This is a genomic window from Brevundimonas diminuta ATCC 11568, assembly GCF_000204035.1.
Taxonomy (GTDB): domain Bacteria; phylum Pseudomonadota; class Alphaproteobacteria; order Caulobacterales; family Caulobacteraceae; genus Brevundimonas; species Brevundimonas diminuta.
Window position 1 is genome coordinate 377,054 of record NZ_GL883086.1, and the last position, 21,597, is coordinate 398,650.

General features: G+C 66.7%; 22 protein-coding genes. 19 read left to right on the plus strand and 3 right to left on the minus strand.

Annotated elements, in window-relative coordinates; genetic code table 11:
- The 4 genes from BDIM_RS18410 to BDIM_RS05640 form a co-directional block, all read left to right on the plus strand.
- Positions 1 to 453: biotin--[acetyl-CoA-carboxylase] ligase (locus BDIM_RS18410; RefSeq protein ID WP_040345172.1), on the plus strand; the 453-nt coding region annotated here is incomplete at its 5' end.
- Positions 450 to 1,244 (plus strand): type III pantothenate kinase, encoded by a 795-nt coding sequence (locus BDIM_RS05630; RefSeq protein WP_040345174.1) that lies wholly within the window; start codon positions 450 to 452, stop codon positions 1,242 to 1,244. The genes BDIM_RS18410 and BDIM_RS05630, both read left to right, overlap by 4 nt.
- A gap of 6 nt (positions 1,245 to 1,250) precedes the next feature.
- Positions 1,251 to 2,927, plus strand: coding sequence for a ribonuclease J (locus tag BDIM_RS05635; protein WP_003164600.1), 1,677 nt, complete (start codon positions 1,251 to 1,253; stop codon positions 2,925 to 2,927).
- Positions 2,927 to 3,265, plus strand: a complete 339-nt coding sequence (locus BDIM_RS05640) for a DUF3088 family protein (protein ID WP_003164601.1) — start codon at positions 2,927 to 2,929, stop codon at positions 3,263 to 3,265. Before BDIM_RS05635 ends, BDIM_RS05640 begins: the two co-directional genes overlap by 1 nt.
- 45 nt (positions 3,266 to 3,310) lie before the next feature.
- On the opposite strand, the gene BDIM_RS05645 is transcribed toward BDIM_RS05640, so the two are convergent.
- Positions 3,311 to 3,670: a 5-carboxymethyl-2-hydroxymuconate Delta-isomerase gene (locus BDIM_RS05645; protein WP_003164602.1), complete on the minus strand. Its 360-nt coding sequence runs from the start codon at positions 3,668 to 3,670 to the stop codon at positions 3,311 to 3,313.
- A gap of 45 nt (positions 3,671 to 3,715) precedes the next feature.
- On the opposite strand from BDIM_RS05645, the gene BDIM_RS05650 reads away from it, so the two are divergent.
- From BDIM_RS05650 to BDIM_RS05665, 4 genes are read left to right on the plus strand one after another with little or no spacing between them, the layout of a single operon-like run.
- Positions 3,716 to 4,012 carry a DUF1467 family protein gene (locus BDIM_RS05650; protein WP_428829096.1) on the plus strand — a complete coding sequence of 99 codons (297 nt, stop codon included), beginning with the start codon at positions 3,716 to 3,718 and terminating at the stop codon, positions 4,010 to 4,012.
- Positions 4,013 to 4,072: 60 nt separating this feature from the next.
- Positions 4,073 to 5,389, plus strand: coding sequence for a proline--tRNA ligase (gene proS, locus BDIM_RS05655; RefSeq protein ID WP_003164604.1), 1,317 nt, complete (start codon positions 4,073 to 4,075; stop codon positions 5,387 to 5,389).
- On the plus strand, positions 5,386 to 6,699 hold the full coding sequence (locus tag BDIM_RS05660) for a lipoprotein-releasing ABC transporter permease subunit (RefSeq protein WP_003164605.1): 1,314 nt from the start codon (positions 5,386 to 5,388) through the stop codon (positions 6,697 to 6,699). Before proS ends, BDIM_RS05660 begins: the two co-directional genes overlap by 4 nt.
- Positions 6,692 to 7,435: an ABC transporter ATP-binding protein gene (locus BDIM_RS05665; RefSeq protein ID WP_003164606.1), complete on the plus strand. Its 744-nt coding sequence runs from the start codon at positions 6,692 to 6,694 to the stop codon at positions 7,433 to 7,435. The genes BDIM_RS05660 and BDIM_RS05665 overlap by 8 nt, the downstream gene beginning before the upstream one ends.
- Here BDIM_RS05665 and BDIM_RS05670 read toward each other — a convergent pair.
- Entirely contained in the window at positions 7,432 to 7,881 is a 450-nt protein-coding gene (locus BDIM_RS05670) for a hypothetical protein (RefSeq protein ID WP_244911861.1), read from the minus strand. The genes BDIM_RS05665 and BDIM_RS05670 overlap by 4 nt on opposite strands.
- A 102-nt stretch (positions 7,882 to 7,983) precedes the next feature.
- On the opposite strand from BDIM_RS05670, the gene BDIM_RS05675 reads away from it, so the two are divergent.
- From BDIM_RS05675 to BDIM_RS05685, 3 genes are all read left to right on the plus strand, one after another.
- A complete protein-coding gene (locus BDIM_RS05675; RefSeq protein ID WP_003164608.1) occupies positions 7,984 to 8,643 on the plus strand; it encodes a response regulator transcription factor in 660 nt (219 codons plus the stop codon).
- A 232-nt stretch (positions 8,644 to 8,875) separates the two neighbouring features.
- The gene (gene dnaE, locus BDIM_RS05680) at positions 8,876 to 12,331 is read left to right on the plus strand and encodes a DNA polymerase III subunit alpha (RefSeq protein ID WP_040345185.1); all 3,456 of its coding nucleotides are present in this window, start codon (positions 8,876 to 8,878) and stop codon (positions 12,329 to 12,331) included.
- Complete coding sequence (locus BDIM_RS05685; protein WP_040345188.1) at positions 12,331 to 12,696, plus strand: GFA family protein; 366 nt, start codon at positions 12,331 to 12,333, stop codon at positions 12,694 to 12,696. Before dnaE ends, BDIM_RS05685 begins: the two co-directional genes overlap by 1 nt.
- Here the strand turns inward: BDIM_RS05685 and BDIM_RS05690 are convergent, their stop codons facing one another.
- A complete protein-coding gene (locus tag BDIM_RS05690) occupies positions 12,697 to 13,890 on the minus strand; it encodes a S41 family peptidase (protein ID WP_003164610.1) in 1,194 nt (397 codons plus the stop codon). It lies immediately after the preceding gene.
- A gap of 217 nt (positions 13,891 to 14,107) precedes the next feature.
- Here BDIM_RS05690 and rpsB point away from each other — a divergent pair, with 217 nt between their 5' ends.
- From rpsB to BDIM_RS05730, 8 genes are all read left to right on the plus strand, one after another.
- A complete protein-coding gene (gene rpsB / locus BDIM_RS05695) occupies positions 14,108 to 14,950 on the plus strand; it encodes a 30S ribosomal protein S2 (protein WP_003164611.1) in 843 nt (280 codons plus the stop codon).
- 100 nt (positions 14,951 to 15,050) lie between these two features.
- Positions 15,051 to 15,989, plus strand: a complete 939-nt coding sequence (gene tsf / locus BDIM_RS05700; RefSeq protein WP_003164612.1) for a translation elongation factor Ts — start codon at positions 15,051 to 15,053, stop codon at positions 15,987 to 15,989.
- Positions 15,990 to 16,127: 138 nt separating this feature from the next.
- The gene (gene pyrH / locus BDIM_RS05705; RefSeq protein WP_003164613.1) at positions 16,128 to 16,865 is read left to right on the plus strand and encodes a UMP kinase; all 738 of its coding nucleotides are present in this window, start codon (positions 16,128 to 16,130) and stop codon (positions 16,863 to 16,865) included.
- Positions 16,866 to 16,905: 40 nt separating this feature from the next.
- Positions 16,906 to 17,463, plus strand: coding sequence for a ribosome recycling factor (frr, locus tag BDIM_RS05710; RefSeq protein ID WP_003164614.1), 558 nt, complete (start codon positions 16,906 to 16,908; stop codon positions 17,461 to 17,463).
- 34 nt (positions 17,464 to 17,497) lie between these two features.
- Entirely contained in the window at positions 17,498 to 18,256 is a 759-nt protein-coding gene (uppS, locus tag BDIM_RS05715; protein WP_003164615.1) for a polyprenyl diphosphate synthase, read from the plus strand.
- A 1-nt stretch (position 18,257) separates the two neighbouring features.
- On the plus strand, positions 18,258 to 19,076 hold the full coding sequence (locus BDIM_RS05720) for a phosphatidate cytidylyltransferase (protein ID WP_003164616.1): 819 nt from the start codon (positions 18,258 to 18,260) through the stop codon (positions 19,074 to 19,076).
- Positions 19,073 to 20,269: a 1-deoxy-D-xylulose-5-phosphate reductoisomerase gene (dxr, locus tag BDIM_RS05725; protein ID WP_003164617.1), complete on the plus strand. Its 1,197-nt coding sequence runs from the start codon at positions 19,073 to 19,075 to the stop codon at positions 20,267 to 20,269. Before BDIM_RS05720 ends, dxr begins: the two co-directional genes overlap by 4 nt.
- Before the next feature lie 23 nt (positions 20,270 to 20,292).
- Positions 20,293 to 21,510 carry a M50 family metallopeptidase gene (locus BDIM_RS05730; protein ID WP_040345191.1) on the plus strand — a complete coding sequence of 406 codons (1,218 nt, stop codon included), beginning with the start codon at positions 20,293 to 20,295 and terminating at the stop codon, positions 21,508 to 21,510.
- The last annotated feature ends 87 nt before the right edge of the window (positions 21,511 to 21,597 follow it).

Here is a 21,597-nt window from a genome sequence, read left to right on the forward strand (position 1 = left end):
CCCAATGACGTGCTGCTGGACGGGCGTAAGTCGTCCGGCATCCTGATCGAATCCGGTCCTGCGCCCTCTGGCGGCCTGTGGCTGGCCGTGGGCGTCGGCGTGAACCTGTCCCATGCGCCCGAAGGGACCGAGCGCCCGACTACCTGCATCGCCGAGCATCTGCGTCATGACGTGGCCGCCGCGCCGTCGATGGAGGAGGGGGCGAAGGCGTTGGCCGAAACCTTCGACGCCTGGCTGGAACGCTGGACGCGTCTGGGCTTTCAGCCCGTGCTGGACGCCTGGGTTGCGCGCACGCCCGGCCTGTTCGGCCCATGCACGGCGCGGCTAAGTCATGAAACCCTGAGCGGGATCGCCGACGGCGTCGAGGCCGACGGCGCCCTGCGCCTGAAACTGCCGGACGGAAGCCTGCGGGTCATCTCCGCCGGCGACGTCTTCTTCGGAGAGGCCGCCTGATGCTGCTGGCGATCGAGCAAGGCAACACCAACACCCTGTTCGCCGTTCACGATGGCGAAGAGTGGATCTTCCAATGGCGCACCGCCACCGATCCCATGCGCACGGCCGACGAATACGCCGTCTGGCTGCACCAGCTGTTCGAGATGCGCGGCCAGGGCCAGACCATGGCCGACATGGACGGCTGCATCATCTCCAGCGTGGTGCCGCAGTCGATCTTCAACCTGCGCAATCTGGCGCGGCGCTATCTGAACGTCGAACCCCTGGTGATCGGCGAGAACGTCGAACTGGGCATCGAGGTGCGCATCCATAAGCCCAGCGAGGCCGGGGCCGACCGTCTGGTCAACGCTATCGGCGCGCTTCAGGTCTATGAGGGCGACCTGTTGCTGATCGACAGCGGCACGGCCACGACCTTCGACGTCGTGTCCGGCGCGAACGGGCAGGGGGCGGGGGCCTTTGAAGGCGGGCTGATCGCGCCCGGCATCAACCTGTCGCTTCAGGCCCTGCACGAGGCGGCGGCCAAGCTGCCGCGCATCGCTATCCAGCGCCCCGACACCGTGATCGGGCGCGACACCGTCACCTCCATGCAATCGGGCGTCTTCTGGGGCTATATCGCCCTGATCGAAGGGCTGGTGGACCGCATCAAGGCCGAGTGGGGCAAGCCCATGACGGTCATCGGCACCGGCGGCGTCGCCTCCCTGTTCGAGGGCGCAACCGACTCTATCGACCGGTTTGATCCGGACCTGACCATCCGCGGCCTACTCGAAATCTGGCGGCGGAACTCCCATCTGTAAGGCCGCATGACTAAGAAAACTCAAAACGACGAACTCGTCTTCCTGCCGCTGGGCGGCTCGAACGAGGTCGGCATGAACCTGAACGCCTATGGTTTCGGCCCGGCGCATGACCGCAAATGGATCATCGTCGACGTCGGCGTGACCTTCGGCGACCAGTCCACGCCCGGCGTGGACGTCATCGTGCCTGATCCGACCTTCCTCGAAGGCGAGAACATCCTGGGCATCGTGCTGACGCACGCGCACGAGGATCACATCGGCGCCCTGGGCTGGCTGTGGCCGCGCATCCAGGCGCCGCTGTACGCCACCCCCTTCACCGCCTTCCTGATCCGCGAAAAGCTGCGCGACGCCGGCATCTATGAAGATGTCGAGCTGCACGAGGCGCCGCTGGGTTCGACGGTGAACCTGGGTCCGTTCGAGGTGACCTACGTCACCATCACCCACTCGATCGCCGAACCGAACGGCCTGGCCATCAAGACGCCGCTGGGCACGGTGCTGCATACCGGCGACTGGAAGATCGACAACGATCCGGTCGTGGGCGAGCGCACCGACGTCGACTTCATCCAGAAGCTGGGCGACGAGGGCGTCCTGGCCATGGTGTGCGACTCCACCAACGTCTTCGTGGACGGCGTCGCCGGGTCCGAGGGCGATGTGAAGGTCAAACTGGCCGAGCTGATTCAGGGCCTGAAGGGCCGGGTCGCCGTGGGCTGCTTCGCCTCCAACGTCGCGCGGATGCACAGCGTCATCAGCGCCGCTGAGGCCGCCGGGCGTCGCGTGGCCCTGGCCGGGCGCTCGATGCACCGCATCACCGCCGCCGCCAAGTCGGTCGGCATGTTGAACGACATCAAGCCCTTCCTGTCCGAACAGGAGGCCAAGGTCTGGCCGGCGGACGAGATTCTGTACCTGTGCACCGGCAGCCAGGGCGAGGCGCGCGCGGCCCTGTCTCGCGTGGCCGAAGGGACGCATCCCTTCATCAAGCTGGGCGAGGGCGACCACTGCATCTTCTCGTCGCGCGTCATCCCCGGCAACGAACTGTCCATCGGCCGTCTGCAGGACAAGATGGCCGAGCGCGGAATCCGCATCTACACCGAGAAGGATCACCCCGGCATCCACGTCTCGGGCCACCCGTGCCGTGACGAACTGCGCCAGATGTATCAGTGGGCGCGACCGCAGATCGCCGTGCCGACCCACGGCATGCGCCGCCACCTGATCGAGCACGGCAACCTGGCCAAGGACATGCAGGTGCCGGAGACGGTGACGCCGCGCAACGGCGATATGGTGCGCCTGGCGCCCGGACCCGCCGCCATCATCGATGAAGTGCCCTCGGGCCGTCTGTTCGTCGACGGCGGCATGCTGGTGGAAGAGGCCGGCGAGGCCCTGCGCGAGCGCAAGCACGCCGCCAGCAACGGCATCCTGATCGTCAGCTTCGCCCTGGATCGTCGCGGCCGCATCGCCAGCGACATCGACGTGCGCGGCATCGGCCTGCCGGGCGACGCGGACCGTCCGCTGGGCGACGTGCTGGACGACATGGCCGAGCGCGTCGAGAACACGGTGCGCGGCCTGAGGGGCGAGGCGTTGGAGGACGAAGCCGTCATCGAACAGGCCGTCAGCCGGACCCTGAAGAAGGCCAGCCAGCAGATCTGGGATCGTCGTCCGATCGTGGAAACCGTGGTGCTGAGGCTCTGATGGCGGATCGTCTTTATCTTCTGAACGCCGACTGGTTCGACGACCAGGGCGGGCCGTGGTTCTGCCCGCCCGGCGCGCGGATCGAGGGCGTATTGGGCCTGTATCCGCGCCTGCGCGAGCATCTGACGGTGACCCATCTGGATCACCCGCGCCCGCGCTCGGCCGTGATCGCCGAGGTAGGGGAGGCGAACCAGAGCTGCCCGCTGCTGGTGCTGGACGGCGAGTTCGACTGGCCCGACGCCCAGGTCAGCGCAGAGACCGGCGCGCGCTTCCTGCAGGATGACGACATCCTGCCGTACTGGGCTGCGCGCTACGGGATTGGGCGACCGCACCCGTAAGGGCGCGTGGCTTCTCCCTCCCCACGAAAAGGGGAGGGATAGTTATCAGCTTTCGAGCGTCGCCTTCCGATAGTCGTCGCGCTCCACCTGTCCGACCTCGATCGAGATCTGGCGGGGGCCGTCGTAGGGCGCGACGCCGGCCAGCAGGGCCGCCAGCACCGCTTCGCCCAGAGCGGTTCTCTGCTCTTGGGTGCGGCCGCTGAGGATGCGCAGGTCGCAGTGGACCATGGCCTGGTCCGGGTCGCCGTCGGCGATGATCAGGCGGTCGCAGCGTACGATGCGCGTCTTGCACGCGGGAAGGCCGGCGCCGATCATCTCGACACAGAGGCGATGAATCTCCAGCGCCAGGGCGCGCCAGTCGGTCGCGTCGAAATGGGTGGAGTGTTCCAGCGTAATCTGTGGCATTCAGGGCGTCCTTGTTGCGGAGCCTCTCCTTATCGCGCCGCGACGATGATTGCGATGAACGGACTTTTAGAGACGATGCCCCTTGGCCCCTTCACCTTGGTCGCCACCTTTCTGACGGTGTGGTGGATCGTGTTGTTCGCGATTCTGCCGCTGGGCATGTCGGACCAGATCAAGGATCCGCCGACGGACGGGACCCAGTGGGGCGCGCCGAAGAACCCGAACCTCAAGAAGAAGTTCATCACCACGACCTGGGTGTCGATCATCGTCTGGCTCGTCATCGTCGCCATCGTCTGGATCGGCTGGACCCCCGTGCCCGATATCACCCACGCGAACGCGCTCTAGCTTTCGCCCCCTTCGCCCGGTTAAACCTCGGGCCTGACTGAATTTGCCGAGAATCCTCCCATGCGCCTGTCGCGCTACTTCCTGCCGATCCTGAAAGAAGCCCCCTCCGACGCCCAGATCGTGTCGCATCAGCTGATGCTGCGCGCGGGCATGATCAAGCAGGAGGCCGCCGGCATCTACGCCTGGCTGCCATTGGGTCTGCGGGTGTTGCGCAAGATCGAAGGCATCGTTCGCGACGAGCAGGTCAAGGCCGGCGCCGTCGAACTGCTGATGCCGACGCTGCAGCTGGCCGATCTGTGGCGCGAGAGCGGCCGCTACGACGCCTATGGCCCGGAGATGCTGCGCATCACCGACCGTCATGAGCGTGAACTGCTGTACGGGCCGACCAATGAGGAAATGGTCACGGATATCTTCCGGGCCTATGTGAAGAGCTACAAGGCCCTGCCGCTGAACCTCTTCCACATCCAGTGGAAGTTCCGCGACGAGCGCCGTCCGCGCTTCGGCGTCATGCGCGGCCGCGAGTTCCTGATGAAGGACGCCTATTCCTTCGACCTGGACGAGGCCTCGGCTCGCATCGCCTACAAACGGATGTTCGCCGCCTATCTGAACACCTTCGCCCGCCTGGGCCTGAAGGCCGTGCCGATGCGCGCCGACACCGGTCCGATCGGCGGCGATCTTAGCCACGAGTTCATCGTCCTGGCCGAGACCGGCGAGAGCGAGGTCTTCTGCGACCGCAAGCTGGTCGAGATGGCCGCGCCCGGCCACAACCTCAGCGTCGAGCAGTTGGAGGGCGTGTTCAACGAGCGCACGGCCCTCTACGCCGCGACCGAGGAAATGCACGACGCCGCCCAGTTCGAGACCCAGACCGCCGAGGGCGACCGCCTGTCGGCGCGCGGCATCGAGGTCGGCCACATCTTCTACTTCGGCACCAAATACTCGGCCGCCATGAAGGCCAAGGTCGCCGGGCCGAACGGCCAGGACACCGAGGTCCACATGGGCAGCTACGGCGTCGGCGTGTCGCGCCTGCTGGGCGCCATCATCGAGGCCAGCCATGACGAGGGCGGCATCATCTGGCCGGACTCGGTCGCGCCGTTCGACGTGGTGGTGATCAACCTGCGCGCCAGCGACGAGGCCGTCTCGGCCGCCTGTGAAGACGCCGTGGCCAAGCTGGAAGCTCTCGGCAAGGACGTCCTCTACGACGACACGGACGAGCGGCCGGGCGGCAAGTTCGCCACCGCCGACCTGATCGGCGTGCCGTGGCAGCTGACCATCGGGCCCAAGGGCCTGGCCGACGGCGTGGTCGAACTGAAGCGCCGCGCCACCGGCGAGAAGCAGAGCCTGTCGCTGGACGCCGCCCTGGAGTTGCTCACGAAATGACCGACGCCGCGACGGCTTCCGCTCCGCCGCCTGCATCCAAAGGGTCAGGCCCGTTCTCCAGCTGGGAGATCGGGCTGGCGCTCCGCTATCTGCGCGCCAAGCGCAAGCAGGGCGGGGTGGCGCTGATCGCCATGATCAGCTTCATCGGCATCATGCTGGCCGTCGCGGTGCTGATCAGCGTGATGAGCATCATGGCGGGCTTCCGCGGCACGCTGATGGACCGGATCCTGTCGTTCAACGGTCATATGTATGTGCAGGGGCCGGTGCTCTATGCGCCCGATCGCGACGCCGCGCTGAAGCGGATCGCCGACGTGCCGGGCGTGGTGGCGGTGACGCCCCTGATCGAAAGCCCGGCCATGTTCCGCGCGGGCGGGGCGGCCACGGGCGGTGTCGTGCGCGGCGTGCGGCCGCAGGATCTGGCCTCGACGAAGTTCGTCTATGACAGCCTGACCCCCGAGGCGCGCGAGCATTTCGGCAAGGGTCAGTACGGCGGCGATCACGTCCTGATCGGCAAGAGCCTCGCCGAGCAGATGGGCCTGCGTGAAGGCGATCCCATTTCCCTCTATTCTCCGACTGGAGCCGACAGCGCATTCGGCAATCTGGGCGGGCTGGAGAAGACCTATATCGTCGGCGGAATCTATACGTCGGGCGCGGCGGACTATGATCGCGCCTTCATCTTCATGCCGCTGGAGCAGGCGCAACTGTTCTTCGGCAAGGACGGCGTCTGGGACGTGATCGAGATGAAGGTGGCGGAGCCGGATCTGGTCGAGAATCTGCTGACGCCGGTTCAGCGCGCGGCCGGATCGGGCAGCGTCGTCACCGACTGGCGCAACCGCCAGGCCGCCATCTGGGGCGCGCTGAAGGTCGAACGCGTGGCCATGAGCATCATCCTGGGCATGGTGGTCGCCATCGCCGCCATGAACATCATCAGCGGCATCGTCATGCTGGTGAAGAACAAGACGCGCGACATCGCCATCCTGCGCACCGTCGGCGCCAGCCAGTCGTCCATCCTGCGCATCTTCTTCATGTCGGGCGCGGCCATCGGCATCGGCGGCACCATCGCGGGCCTGGTTCTGGGCCTGCTGTTCTGCTGGAACATCGGCGCGATCCAGCATTTCCTCGAGGGCCTGCTGGGCGTCCAGCTGTTCAACGCCGAGGTCTATATGCTGGATTCTGTTCCGGCCAAGGTGGACCCGTGGGACGTGACCTGGGTCGCGGTCTTCTCCTTCTTCATGAGCTGCCTGGCCAGCCTGCCGCCGTCGTGGAACGCGTCGCGCATCGATCCGGTGGAGGCCCTGCGCTTTGAATAAGCTGCTGAAGAAGAAGCCCGCCGTCGCGACGGAAGCGAACGGCGCCATCCTGTCGCTGCGCGGTGTGACGCGCACCTATCCGACGGCCCAGGGCGGGCTGACGGTGCTGAAGGGCGTCGACCTGGAGGTCATGCCAGGCGAGGTCGTCGGCCTGATCGGTCCGTCCGGCTCGGGAAAGTCCAGCCTGCTGCACGCGGCGGGCCTGCTGGAGCGGCCGACCAGCGGCCAGGTGCTGATCGACGGCGAGGACGTCGGCGGTCTGGACGAACGCGCGCGCACGCGCCTGCGTCTGCACCGCATCGGCTTCGTCTATCAGTTCCACCACCTGCTGCCGGAGTTCGACGCTCTGGACAATGTAGCCCTGCCCATGCGGATCGCAGGCGTGCGGGAAGGAGAGGCGCGTCGTCGCGCGACCGAAACCCTGACCTCGCTGGGTCTTGGACAGCGGGTCACGCACCAACCCGCGCAACTATCTGGGGGCGAGCAACAGCGTGTCGCCATCGCGCGCGCCCTGGCCAACAGCCCGCGTCTGCTGTTGGCCGACGAACCGACCGGCAACCTGGACCCCGTCACCAGCCAGGCGGTGTTCGAGGCCCTGCGCGAACTGGCCAAGACCACGGGCGTCGCCGCCCTGATCGCCACGCACAACATGGAGCTGGCCGGTCACATGGACCGCGTCTTCGCCTTGAAGGACGGCCACCTGGAGCAGCGCGCGGCCGAAAGCCACGCCTACTAGGAGGCGATGAGCCGCGTCGTCGCCTGCAGCGGCGTGCGATAGGGCATCATGGCCCAGTGCAGCGCGGCCGCGCCCAGCAGCGGCGGGATGTCGGCATATCGGGGATGAACCGGGTCGATCGCGCGTTGCAGGACCGCTGTCTCATCCGGTCTGAGCAGGGGGTGAGACAGCGCCAAGACACGGTGGATGCGAAATTGCACCGTCTGTCGCCAGGCCTGCATCGGCGCTGTTTCACAGGGACTGGCGCCGAGCAGCTGAAGGAAGCCGTCAAGAGCGCCGGGCGATCCTTCCATGGCGTAGATGATGACATCGTCTACGCTTGCCGCCACGCCGGCGAGGCCCAACGACCGGGCTTGGTCGCGCCGCATGTCGATCAGGGCCGGCCACCGTGCGCTTTGCGCGAATCCTGACGGAGACCGGGTCAGGAATACGGCGCTTTGCAACACAGCGAGCCTCCATGTTCGCCTCAGCGTAACCGAAATATCGTTCTGCGTATGCCCGCACGGGATCAACTGCGTGGGACTACGAGGTTTTTCCCGCGTCAGGCCTTGCGTAGTTTCAACGACATGATGCGTGATGGCGTGGACGGCGGTCGACATGGACAGGATGCAGATAGGATTGGGCGCGCCATCGGTGAAATCGCCATCATTGACGATGATCGGGCGCTGCTGGAGCTGACCCTTCTGGCGGTGCGCGACGCGGGGTTCCCCGCCGTCGGTTTCCACGACCCGCTCGACGCGCTGATGTGGGCGTCAGACGCGGATTCGACCTGCCTCGTCGCTGATCTGAAGATGCCGGGCGTCGAGGGGCTGGATCTCGTGGCCGCCTTTTGCGCCCTGAACCGCCACGCCGTCATCGTCGTCAGCGCCTTCGTCGACGTGCGGACGACGGTCGACGCCATGCGCCTGGGCGTGGATGATGTTCTGCCTAAACCCGTCACAATCGATGAACTGGTGCGCGCCCTGCGTCGGGGCGCAGAGGCCCTCGCGTCCGCCCCGGCCCGTGAAGAGCTGACCTTCACCCGCCGCGAGCGACAGGTGGCCGAAATGCTGGTCGAGGGTCTGACCACCAAACAGATCGCCCAGAACCTGGAACTGAGCCCGCGCACGGTGGAGTTCTTCCGTGCAAGCCTGCTGCGCAAGACTCAGTCCCCGAACTCGGCGGCTCTGGCCTCGGCGCTGACCCGGCTCGGCTTCCTCGCGAATTGAGGTTGACGAGAACAAAGAGGCAACTTAGAACAAATGGGCAACATTTGATCTGGGGATAAATCCGATGACGCGTTGGGTGAGGGATCTGCTGTCGCTTGCGTCCTGCGGCGGCTTCGTCTGGATGGTCTGGCAGGCGGCCTTTCTGGTGACATGACCGCGCCCACGGAGGCGCGACTCCCTGCATGATGACGATGCGCCCGTATGATCGGGCGCTGCGATGCGGAGTTTTCGATTGGCGGATGCGGTGAACAGTCAGGGCTTTGTCCACCTGCGGGTCCGAAGCGCCTATTCGCTGCTGGAAGGCGCCATCAAGGCCGGCAAGATCGGCAAGATGGCCGCCGATGCCGGAATGCCGGCCGTGGCCGTGGCTGACCGCGCCAACCTGTTCGGGGCCCTTGAGTTCAGCCAGACGACCAAGGATGCGGGCGTCCAGCCTATCGTCGCCTGCGCCTTGCCGGTGCTCGATATCGGCGGGCAGGTCGCCCAACGCTGGGCCAAGACGCCGACGGTCGTGCTGATCGCCCAGAACGAGCAGGGGTGGCTCAACCTGTGCGCCCTGTCGTCCGCCGCCTATCTGGACGCGGGCGAAATGGCCGAGCCGGGCGTGCCCTGGGGACAGGTTGTGGATAAGTCCGAAGGGCTGATCCTGCTGTCGGGCGGGCCGGACGGCCCCATTGATCCTCTGTTCGTGCAGAAGAAGCCGGCGGAGGCCGCCGCCGCCCTGGCCGAGATGAAGCGGGTGTTCGGTGACCGCTTCTATGTCGAACTGCAACGCCACGGACTGTCCAGCGAGACGTTGGCCGAGGGCGGGCTGGTTGAATGGGCCTACGCCAATGACACGCCGCTGGTCGCGACCAACGACGTCTATTACGCCAAGGCGGCCCAGGCGAAGTCGCATGACGCCTTGCTGTGCATCTCCGACGGCGCCTTCACGGGTCAGGAGGATCGCCGTCGCGTCACCGGCGAGCACTGGTTCAAGTCGGCCGAGGCGATGCGCGAACTGTTCGCCGATCTGCCGGAGGCCTGCGACAACACCATTCAGATCGCGCGCCGCTGCGCCTTCCTGGTCAAGACGCACAAGCCGATCTTGCCGCGCTTCGACACCGGCGCAGGTCGTTCGGAAGACGACGAACTGGCGCACCAGGCGCGCGAAGGCCTGAAGGCGCGGCTGGAGAAGAACCAGGCCTATGCGCCCGAGGAAGACTACTGGTCCCGCCTGGAATGGGAGGTCGGGATCATCCAGCAGATGGGGTTCCCCGGCTACTTCCTGATCGTGGCGGACTTCATCAAATGGGCCAAGCTGCATGACATCCCGGTGGGGCCGGGGCGGGGCTCTGGGGCCGGGTCGTTGGTCGCCTGGTCGCTGACCATCACCGACCTGGACCCTCTGCGGTTCGGCCTGCTGTTCGAGCGCTTCCTCAACCCCGAACGGGTCTCCATGCCCGACTTCGACATCGACTTCTGTCAGGAGCGGCGCGAAGAGGTCATCGACTACGTTCAGGACCACTACGGCAAGGACCGGGTGGCTCAGATCATCACTTTCGGCACCCTGCAGGCGCGCGCCGTGCTGCGCGACGTGGGGCGCGTGCTGCAGATGCCGCTGGGCCAGGTGGACCGCCTAGCCAAGATGGTTCCGGCCAACCCCGCGAACCCCGTGACCCTGGCCCAGGCCATCGACCTGGAGCCGCGCCTGCGCGAGGCGCGTGACGCCGAGCCTGCCGTCAAGGCGCTGCTGGAGACGGCGCTTGAGCTGGAAGGCCTCTACCGCAACGCCTCGACCCACGCGGCGGGCATCGTCATCGGCGATCGGCCGCTGACGGAACTGGTGCCGCTGTATCAGGATCCGCGCTCCACCATCCCGGCCAGCCAGTTCAACATGAAGTGGGTCGAGCCGGCGGGCCTGGTGAAGTTCGACTTCCTGGGCCTGAAGACGCTGACGGTGCTGGACCGCGCCAAGAGCTATCTGGAACGGCGCGGTGCGGCTCAGGATTGGGGTCTGCTGCCGCTGGATGATCCCAAGACCTATGAGCTCATGGCCTCGGGGCAGACGGTCGGGGTGTTCCAGCTGGAATCCCAGGGCATGCGCGACACCCTGCGCAAGATGCGCTGCGGCTCGATCGAAGAGATCACCGCCCTGATCTCCCTCTACCGGCCGGGGCCGATGGAGATGATCGACACCTACATCGACCGGAAGTTCGGCCGAGCGGAGGTCGACTACCTGCACCCCAGCCTGAAGGAGGTGCTGACCGAGACCTACGGCGTCATCATCTACCAGGAACAGGTGATGAAGATCGCCCAGATCCTGGCGGGCTACAGCCTGGGCGAGGCCGACCTGTTGCGTCGCGCCATGGGCAAGAAGAAGAAGGAGGAGATGGACTTCCAGCGCCTTCGCTTCGTCAAGGGCGCGTCCGAGAAGGGGGTTCCGGAGGCCCAGTCAGGCTCCATCTTCGACCTGGTGGCCAAGTTCGCGGGCTATGGCTTCAACAAGTCGCACGCGGCGGCCTATGCGCTGATCTCGTTCCAGACGGGCTGGCTGAAGGCCAATCACCCGGTGGAGTTCTTCGCGGCGTCGATGAGCCTCGATCTATCGAACACCGACAAGCTGGCGGTCTTCTATCAGGATTGCCGACGGTTTGATGTTCCGGTCCTAGCGCCCGACATCAACCGTTCATCCGCCGACTTCGACGTGTCGTGGAGGGACGGGCAGGGCAGCGTGCTCTATGCGCTGGGCGCCATCCGCAACGTGGGCCTGGAGGCGATGAAGCACGTCATCGAGGTGCGCGAGACGGGCGGGCCCTTCCCCGATATCTTCGACTTCCTGGAGCGGGTCGATCCCCGGGCGGTGAACAAGCGGGCGCTGGAAGGCCTGGCGCGCGCGGGCGCGTTCGACAGCATCCATCCGAACCGTCGCCAGCTGTTCGAACAGGCCGATGTGCTGATCGCCTATTGCCAGAGCGTGGCGGCGGAGCGGGCCTCGTCACAGGTCAGCCTGTTCGGCGCCGATCAGGCCGCCGCCGCGCGGCCGCGTCTGAAGAGCATGGAGCCGTGGGCCGGGCCGGACAAGCTGGATCAGGAACTCTACGCCGTCGGCTTCTATCTGTCGGGTCACCCGCTGGAAGAGCTGACGCCCGCCCTGAAACGCAAGCGCGTGACCTTCGTGGCCGAGGCGCAAGGGCTGGCCGAGGCGGGGCATGAAGCCTTCCAGATGGCAGGGGTGGTGCGTCGCCGTCAGGAACGGGCCAGCGCCCGCACCGGCGAGAAATTCGCCTTCGTCACCTTCTCGGACCCGACGGGGGAGTTCGAATGCCTGTTCCCGCCCGAACAGCTTCGGCGGTGCCGCGAGGTTCTGGAGGTCGGGACGTCGGTTCTGGTCAAGGTTCGGGCCAAGGCGGCGGATGGCGAGGTGCGCTTCTTCGGCGATGACGCCAGCCGCATGGACGTGCTGCTGGACGACGCCCAGATCGGGTTGCGCGTCATCCTGTCGGCGCAATCGGCGGACGCCGAGGCGCTGAAGGCGCGGCTGGACCGGGCCCGGGCGCAGGGCAAGGGCGGCGAGGTCTGGCTGCAGGCGACGCTGGGCGGCCGCACCGAGGTCGAGATCAAGCTGCCGGGACGATACCGACTGGACGCGGCGCTGCGCGGCGCGCTGAAGTCGGCGCCGGGGGTGGTGATGCTGGAGGACGCCTGATGAGCGAGACGAGTGCGAAGACCCATGCCGGGTCGTGCCATTGCGGCGCGGTGGCCTATGAGATGGATGTCGGGCTGGACGGCCTGATGGAGTGCAACTGCTCCCATTGCTATCGCAAGGGGTTCGTTCTGGCCTTTGCGCCCCGCTCGGCCTTTCGCCTGACGAAGGGGGAGGGCGAGACGACGTCCTACTTCTTCAATCAGCACAAGATCGAGCATCGTTTCTGCAAGACCTGTGGCGTGCAGCCGTTCGGTTACGGCGAGGCCCCGGACGGCAGCGAGGTTGCGGCGATCAACATCCGCACCCTGACCGACGTGGAGCCGTGGGACTGGACCGCACAGCGCGTGGACGGACGCAGCTTCTGATCAATCCGGCTGAGGCTTGAACTGTTCGCGCGGAGTTCCGTCGACGGCGTAGAGTCGTTCGACAGGAATTTTAATGACCAGTCCGCTGTTCGGAAGGCGCAGGTCGTAGACCGCGCCGAGCAGGCCCGCCATCGGCCGGCCGGCGACATGCGCGCCCTGGGCGTGGAGGCCGATAGCCAGGCCTTCGCCCATGCTGCCGGTCCAGCGTCCGACGCGGACGATGATAGAGCCGTTGTGGCGTTTGCCTGGGCGCGGCAGGACTTGTTCGATCCAACGCCGCTCGATCCCGGTTTCGCATGCTTCGGCGGGCAGGCTGTGGATCTGGTAGGCGGACGGCGCATCGACGAACCATCCCATGATGGCGCGGGCGACGACGGTGTTGCCGCCGCTGGGCGTCTCCGTCAGGTCGAGGACGAGGGTTTGACCGGGCAGCGCCGTCGTCATCGCCTGGTCGAAGGCGGCGATGGTCGCGCGGTCGCCGAGCGCGTCATTGATGCGGATGACCAGGGCGCCGTCGACCTGTCGGCTTTCCACCGGGGGGCGGTCGCGCCGCATCGTGTAGAGATTAGGCAGGGTCAGGCGACGCCGAGACCCGTCGGGGGTCTCGATCATCAGGTCGCGAGGGCGGTCGCGTCGCCCGGCGACCAGGACGCGGGCGGCATAGGCGGCGCGCTCGCCTTCGGACGTCAGGCCGATCTCGCTCCAGAAGGCGGCGACGGCGTCGTCGATGGGCTGATCGCCGACGGCCAGCAAGCGGCTGCCGGGGCGAATGCCGGCTTCGGCCGCAGGCGATCCGTCGCGGACGTCGGTGATGATCCAGTGCGGTGCGACTCGCTCGATCCAGAGATCCGAATAGCTGGGAACCACGGCCCAGCTGTCGGCGAAGGACGAGCCGGTGATGGCGTGATGGTCGGCCAGCGCCGTGAGGGCGTTCTCGGCGTACTTCAGCAGAGAGGCGGCGTCATGCACCGCCTCGCCCTGGGCCGTCAGCTGCAGTGACGAAGGAAACCGGCCGCCTGGCAGGCGCTCCGGATAGGCGTACTGGGCTTCGATCAGTCCAGGCAGGGCCAGCGCATCCTTTCTATAGGCCTCTGCGGAAACCGGCGCAGGCGTCTGGGCCCTGGCGAACGGAGCCGGAGCGGCGGCGAGCGGCGCGAAAGCCAGGGCGGACAGCAGGCGAAGGGAAGGAGGCATGGCGTCATCTGGCCGTGGCCGCCTGAAGGCGACAAGTTAAAAGCCCATCATCTTCACAGCCTTGCGTTTTTCGGCCGTTTCGCCTACATGCGCGGCGCACTTCGCACGTGGGCGTGGCGCGGTCCGGGGAGACATCCCGGCCTGCACCGTTCCGAGGGATCAACTGATCCTTTTAACCGCCCGCGCTAGGTTTGATCGGAAAAAGGAAAAGACGATCATGGCTCTGCCTGAATTCTCGATGCGTACGCTGCTGGAAGCCGGCGCTCACTTCGGCCACCAGACGCACCGCTGGAACCCGAAGATGGACCGCTACATCTTCGGCTCGCGCTCGAACATCCACATCATCGACCTGTCGCAGACGATGCCGCTGCTGCACCAGGCCCTGGTCGCCGTGCGCGACGTGGCCGCCAAGGGCGGTCGCGTGCTGTTCGTCGGCACCAAGCGTCAAGCCGCCGACCCGGTCGCGCAGGCCGCCACGCGCTGCGCCCAGTACTACATGAACAACCGCTGGCTGGGCGGCACCCTGACCAACTGGCGCACCGTCTCCAACTCGATCCAGCGCCTGCGCGAACTGGAAGGCATCGTTGAAGGCGGCGGCGAAGGCCGCAACAAGAAAGAGCTGCTGACCCTGCAGCGCGAGAAGGACCGTCTGGAGCTGTCGCTGGGCGGCATCAAGGACATGGGTTCGGTGCCGGACATCATGTTCGTGATCGACACCAACAAGGAAGCGATCGCGATCCAGGAAGCCCGCAAGCTGAACATCCCGATCATCGCCATCCTGGACACCAACTCGGACCCGGACGGCATCACCTATCCGGTGCCGGGCAACGATGACGCCGCCCGCGCCATCCAGACTTACTGCGACCTGATCGCTGACGCCGTCCTGGACGGCCTGGCCGCCGGCGCCGCCGCTCAGGGCATCGACCTGGGCGCTTCGGAAGCTCCGGTCGAGCCGGCCCTGCGCGAAGCCGTCGTGGTTGAGGCCGAGGCCGCTCCGGCGGGCGCTGAAGGCGCGGCTGAAGAGCTGGTCGCCGCCGAGGCCGAGAAGGTCGAAGGCTGAGACTGACGTTCCGGCGCCGCCGCGCGCCGGACCGACGTCAACTTGACATGCGGCCGGGCTAAACAGTCCGGCCGCCCATTTTGAATTTCAGGAGAAAGACATGGCCGAGATCACTGCCGCCCTCGTGAAGGAGCTTCGCGAGCGTTCGGGCGTCGGCATGATGGACTGCAAGAAGGCGCTGGTTGAGAACAACGGCGACATCGAAGCGGCCATCGACTGGCTGCGCGCCAAGGGTCTGTCCAAGGCCGCCAAGAAGGCCGACCGCGTCGCCGCCGAGGGCTTGGTGGCCGTCGCCGTGCGCGAAGACGGCAAGGGCGAAGTCGCCTCGGCCATCGAGTTCAACGCCGAAACCGACTTCGTGGCCCGCAACGACCTGTTCCAGTCGGCGGCGAAGGAATTCGCTCAGCTGGGTCTGCACCACGACGGCGTGGAAGCCATCCACGGCGCGACCCTGGAGAACGGCAAGACGGTTCAGGACGAAGTCACCAACCTGATCGCCACCATCGGCGAGAACATGCAGCTGCGTCGCGCGGCTCGCCTGTCGGTCGGTGAAGGCGTGGTTTCGAGCTACGTCCACAACGCCGTCTCGCCGGGCGTCGGCCGCATCGGCGTGCTGGTCGCCCTGGAAGGCGCCGGCGACAAGGAAGCCCTGCGTGAAGTGGGCCGCAAGATCGCCATGCACGTGGCGGCCACGGCTCCGCTGGCGCTGGACACCTCAGACCTGGACCCGGCCGCGATCGAAAAAGAACGCGCCGTCCTGATCGAGAAGGCCAAGGAAGAAGGCCGTCCGGAAAACATGATCGAAAAGATCGTGGAAGGTCAGATCAACAAGTTCCAGAAGGACGTGGTGCTGACCAAGCAGCCGTTCGTCATGGACCCGGACGTGACCATCGAGCAGCTGGTCGTCAACACCGGCAAGGAGCTGGGCTCCGAGCTGAAACTGGCCGGCTTCGTCCGCATGGCGCTGGGTGAAGGCGTCGAGAAGGTCGAAACCCCCGACTTCGCGTCGGAAGTCGCCTCGATGACGGGCGGCAACTAACTCGAAACGTCTTCCCGAAAGGGAAGAATTTTCAAAAGGGCGCGTTCGGCTTTGAAGGCTGACGCGCCCTTCGTCTATGATGAACCGCCGATTCACTTCGCGCGGATGCTAACCCCCTGTATCCACGGACCCCTGATCATGCCCGACGCCCCCTCTGAGTTTCGTTACAAGCGCGTCCTGCTGAAGGTCTCGGGCGAGGTGCTGATGGGCGACCAGCCCTATGGCATCGACATGCCGACTGTGGACGTGGTCGCCGCCGCCGTCGCTGCGGTGGCGCGTCAGGGCGTCGAGATCTGCCTGGTCATCGGCGGGGGCAACATCTTCCGCGGCCTGTCCAAGGCGGCAGCGGGCATGGATCGCGCCAACGCCGACTACATGGGCATGCTGGCGACCATCATGAACGCCCTGGCCATGCAGGGCGCGCTGGAGAAGATCGGCGTCGATACGCGGGTCCAGAGCGCCATCCCCATGGCCGCCATCGCCGAGCCCTATATTCGCCGTCGCGCCCTGCGCCACCTCGAGAAGGGCCGCGTGGTGATCTTCGCCGCGGGCGTCGGCGCTCCCTTCTTCACCACGGACTCGGGCGCGGCCCTGCGTGCAGCCGAAATGGGCTGCGACGCCCTGCTGAAGGGCACCAGCGTCGACGGCGTCTACACCGCCGACCCGAAGAAGGACGCCACGGCCACCCGCTATGAGACGCTGACCTATCAGGAAGTGCTGGCCAAGGACTTGCGCGTCATGGACGCCTCGGCCATCGCCTTGATGCGCGACAGCGGCATTCCGATCGTGGTCTTCTCGATCCGCGAGGAAGGATCGATTCAGAAGGCGCTGACGGGAGAAGGCACCTTCACCGTCATCACCAACAAGGCCGCCTGAGCGGCTTCGTCATCAAACGACAGGACCAAGGACACACGTCATGGCCAAACCCGATCTCAAGACGTTCCGCGACCGGATGGACAAGTCCGTCGCCGCCCTGAAGGACGATTACGCCGGCCTGCGTACCGGCCGCGCCAACGCCGGTCTGCTGGAGCCGGTCGTGGTTGAAGCCTATGGCGCAACCTCGCCGCTGACCGCTGTGGCCGCGATCAGCGTGCCGGAGCCGCGCATGATCTCGGTCAACGTCTGGGACAAGGGGATGGTGGTTTCGGTCGAGAAGGCCATCCGCTCCGCTGGCCTGGGCCTGAACCCGGTCGTCGACGGCCAGACGCTGCGCATCCCGATCCCGCCGCTGACCGAAGAGCGCCGCAAGGATCTGGCCAAGCTGGCCGGCAAATACGCTGAGGACAAGAAGATCGCCGTGCGCAACGTGCGCCGCGACGCCAACGACGAGCTGAAGAAGGCTGAAAAGGCCGGCGAGATCAGCCAGGATGAACAGAAGAAGATGGAGGCCGAGGTCCAGAAGGACACCGATGCGGCCATCAAGCGCATCGACGAGACCTTGAAGGCCAAGGAAGTCGAGATCATGCAGGTCTGACGCGGTCAGGCCTGTTCAGGAAGGACGCCCCATCATGTCGGCCGAGCCCGTCGCCACGGCGCCTGCAAAGGGGCCACGTCACGTCGCCCTGATCATGGACGGCAACGGCCGCTGGGCGCAGCGCCGGGGTCTTCCGCGCGCCGTGGGCCACCGCGAGGGGGTCCAGGCCCTGCGCCGCACGATCAAGGCGGCGCCGGAGCTGGGCGTGCGATGCCTGACGGTGTTCGGCTTCTCGACCGAGAATTGGAGCCGTCCGGCCGACGAGGTGTCCGACCTGATGGGCCTGGTGCGCGCCTTCGTCGGCAGCGACCTGAAACGGCTGGCGGCGGCGGGCGTGCGGGTGAAGGTGCTGGGTCGTCGCAAGGGGCTGCCGGACGACATCGCCGCCATCGTCGCACGGGCCGAGGCCGAGACGGCGGACAATGACAAATTCCTGCTGCAGGTGGCCTTCAACTATGGCGGCCGGGCGGATCTGGTCGACGCCGCCCAGCGGCTGGCCGATCGCGCCCGTGCGGGCGAAGACGTGGTTGTCGATGAAGAGGCGCTGGGCGCCGGTCTGTCGACGGCGGGCGCGCCGCCGGTCGATCTGATCGTGCGGACCTCGGGCGAGCAGCGTCTGTCCAACTTCCTGCTGTGGGAGGCGGCCTACGCCGAGATGGTGTTCCAGGAGATCCTGTGGCCCGACTATGGCGCCGAAGCCCTGGCCGAGGCCATCGCCCAGTTCGGCTGCCGTGAGCGCCGCTACGGCGGACGCGAGGTCATCGTTGAAGCCTATGGCGAGGTCGCGGGCTGACATGGCGTTGAAGCCTCGAGATATCGCCTTGCGCGCCGCTTCGGCGGTCGTGCTGGCGCCGGCGGCGGTCCTGGCGACGTGGGCGGGCGGCGATTGGTTCTGCGCCCTGGTGGTCGCGGGGGCGGTGCTGCTGGCCTTCGAGTGGGCGCGGATGTGCGCGCCGAATCTATGGCGGCCGATCGGGATCAGCGTGGCCCTGGCCCTGGTCGTGGCGGTGATCGCGGCCCACGTCGGGCAGATTTCCCTGGCCCTGGTGCTGATGGTGTTCGGCGCCCTGGCGGCGGGCCTGTTCGCCCGCACGCGCGGCGAGTCACTGCTGGATACGGCCTATGGGGTGCTCTACCTCGGCTGGCCCTGCATCCTGCTGATCTGGCTGCGCGACCTGCACGAGGTGCAGGGGCTGTACTGGACCGTGCTGGTCTTCGCCGTGGCCTGGTCGGCGGACATCCTGGCCTATCTGGTCGGCAGCTTCGTCGGCGGGCCCAAGCTGTGGCCGCGCTTTTCGCCCAACAAGACCTGGTCGGGCTTCATCGGCGGCTTGACCGCCGGGATGATCGCCGGCGCCGCCATGGCGGGTTGGCTGGACATGGGCCTGCTGAACGCCTTTTGGGGCGGGGTTCTAGGTCTGGCGGCGGCCCTGGCCACCATGGGCGGCGACCTGTGGGAATCGGCGCTGAAGCGGCGTTTCGGGGTCAAGGACGCGGGCAATCTGATCCCGGGCCACGGCGGTCTGCTGGACCGCGTCGACGGGCTGATGTTCGCCGTCGTCGTGGTGTCGGCCGGGCGTCTGATCGTCCTGATGCTGGAGCGGGCGGCATGATCGCGCGGCGCGTCTCTGTCCTGGGCTCGACCGGATCCGTCGGCTCTTCGACCCTGGACCTGATGGAGCAGGCGCAAGCGGCTGGCTCGGCTGCGTTCGAGGTCGAGGCCCTGACTGGCGGCGCCAACATTGCTCGCCTGGCCGAACAGGCGCGCCGCTGGCGGCCGCGCATCGCCGTGACAGCTGATCCGGCGCGCTTGAATGAACTGCGCGACGCTCTGGCGGGAACCGGAGTCGAGGCGGCGGCGGGGCCGGACGCCATCGTCGAGGCGGCCGTGCGGCCCGCCGATTGGATCATGGCCTCTATCGTCGGGGCGGCGGGCCTGCGCTCGGCCTGGGCGGCGGCGGGGACGGGGGCGACCCTGGCTCTGGCCAACAAGGAAAGCCTGGTCTGCTGCGGTCCGGCGCTGATCGAGCGGGTCAAGCGCAGCGGCGGGCGACTGATCCCCGTCGATTCCGAACATTCGGCCATTTTCCAGGTCTTTCCGGCCGGGGCGCCCGAGCGCGTATCCAAACTGGTGCTGACCGCTTCTGGCGGGCCGTTCCGCACCCTGCCGCGCGCGGCCATGACGCGGATCACGCCGGAACAGGCCGTGGCCCATCCGAATTGGAGCATGGGCGCCAAGATTTCGGTCGACAGCGCCACCATGGCCAACAAGGGGCTGGAGCTGATCGAAGCCGCCTATCTGTTCGATATGCCGGGCGAGCGGGTCGATGTGGTGGTGCACCCGGAATCGATCATCCACAGCCTTGTGGAATATGTGGATGGCTCGACCCTGGCCCAGATGGGCGCGCCGGACATGCGGACGCCCATCGCCTGCGCCCTGTCCTGGCCTGATCGTCTGGCCTGGCCGGCGCCCAAGCTGGACCTGGCGGCCCTGGGGCGGTTGACGTTTGAGGCCCCGGACGAGGATCGGTTTCCGGCCTTGCGTCTGGCGCGCGAAGCTCTGGCGGCGGGCGGAATCGCCCCCATCGTCTTCAATGCGGCCAATGAGGTGGCGGCTCTGGCTTTCCTTGACCGGCGGCTGGGCTTTCTCAATATTGCCGCAGTCGTCGCCGACACCCTTGAGAAGGCGACGGGCGCGGGCGCGTCTTGCGGTTCCGACGATGCCTGCGAGGCGGCCCTGGCCGTTGATGCGCAGGCGCGGCGGATCGCGGGCGACGTCATCGCCTCGCTGAACATCGCGGCCTGAGGGGAACGGGAGATACGAACGGCATGATAGGCGTGATCAGCCAGGCTCTGACCTATGTCGTGCCGTTCCTGCTCGTGCTGACGCTTGTCGTGACGGTGCATGAGCTGGGCCACTTCCTGACGGCGCGCGCCTTCGGCGTGAAGATGGACCGCTTTTCCATCGGTTTCGGGCGCGCGATCTTCCGCCGGACCGACAAGCACGGCGTCGAGTGGCGGATCGGCTGGCTGCCGCTGGGCGGCTATGTGAAATTCTCCGGCGACCTGGATGCGACCGGCGTGCCGGATCGTGCGGGTCTTGAGGCCCTGCGTCAGGCCGTGACGGCCGAGCATGGGCCGGGCGCCGAGCGCGACTACCTCTATTTCAAGCCTCTGTGGCAGCGCGCCCTGGTCGTGGCGGGCGGACCGATCGCCAACTTCATCCTGGCCATCTTCATCTTCACCCTGCTGTTCAGCCTGGTGGGCGTCGAACTGCGTCCCGCGCGGGTGATGGAGGTCCAGCCCCAGTCGCCGGCGGCGCAGGCGGGCTTCCTGCCGGGCGATCTGATCACCCATGTGAACGGCAAGCTGATCTCCGACGGGGGCGAGGTGACGCGCGTCGTGGCCCTGAGCAGCGGCGATCCGGTGCGCTTCACCGTCGAGCGCGGCGATCAGGCGGTGCAGCTTACGGCTACGCCCGAACGTCGGACCGAGACGGATCGCATCGCCGGTCGTGTCAGCGTCGGCCGCATCGGCCTGGCTCTGGGCTCTAACCGCGATGAAATTCGCCACGTCCGCTATGGTCCCATCGCCGCCGTGGGGCAGGGGGTGCGCGAAACCGGCGCCATCCTGAACACCACCCTGACCTATATCGGCCGCATCTTCACCGGCCGTGAGTCGGGCGATCAGTTCAGCGGGCCGCTGGGAATCGCCAAGGCGTCCGGCGCCCTGACCAACGCCGCGGTCGCGGCCAATCCCGAGCCCTGGGCCATCGTTCGCAATCTGTTGCTGACGCTGACCAGCTTCGCGGCCATACTTTCGGTCGGAATCGGCTTTTTAAATCTGATGCCTATTCCCGTTCTGGATGGGGGGCACCTGCTGTTCTACGCTTATGAAGCCGTGGCGCGCCGTCCGATGGCCGCCCGTGTTCAGGAGGCGGGATATCGGGTCGGTCTTGCTTTGCTGGCGGGTTTGATGTTGTTCGCGACCTGGAACGATCTGCAGAAGCTCAATCTCTTCAAATTCCTCGGCGGGCTCGTCTCGTGAGCCGACGCCAGCCCCCGATGGTATTCCGCATGAACCAAAACGACAGTCGCCTCATGATCCAGACCCCTGGCCGCATTCTCGGGGTCA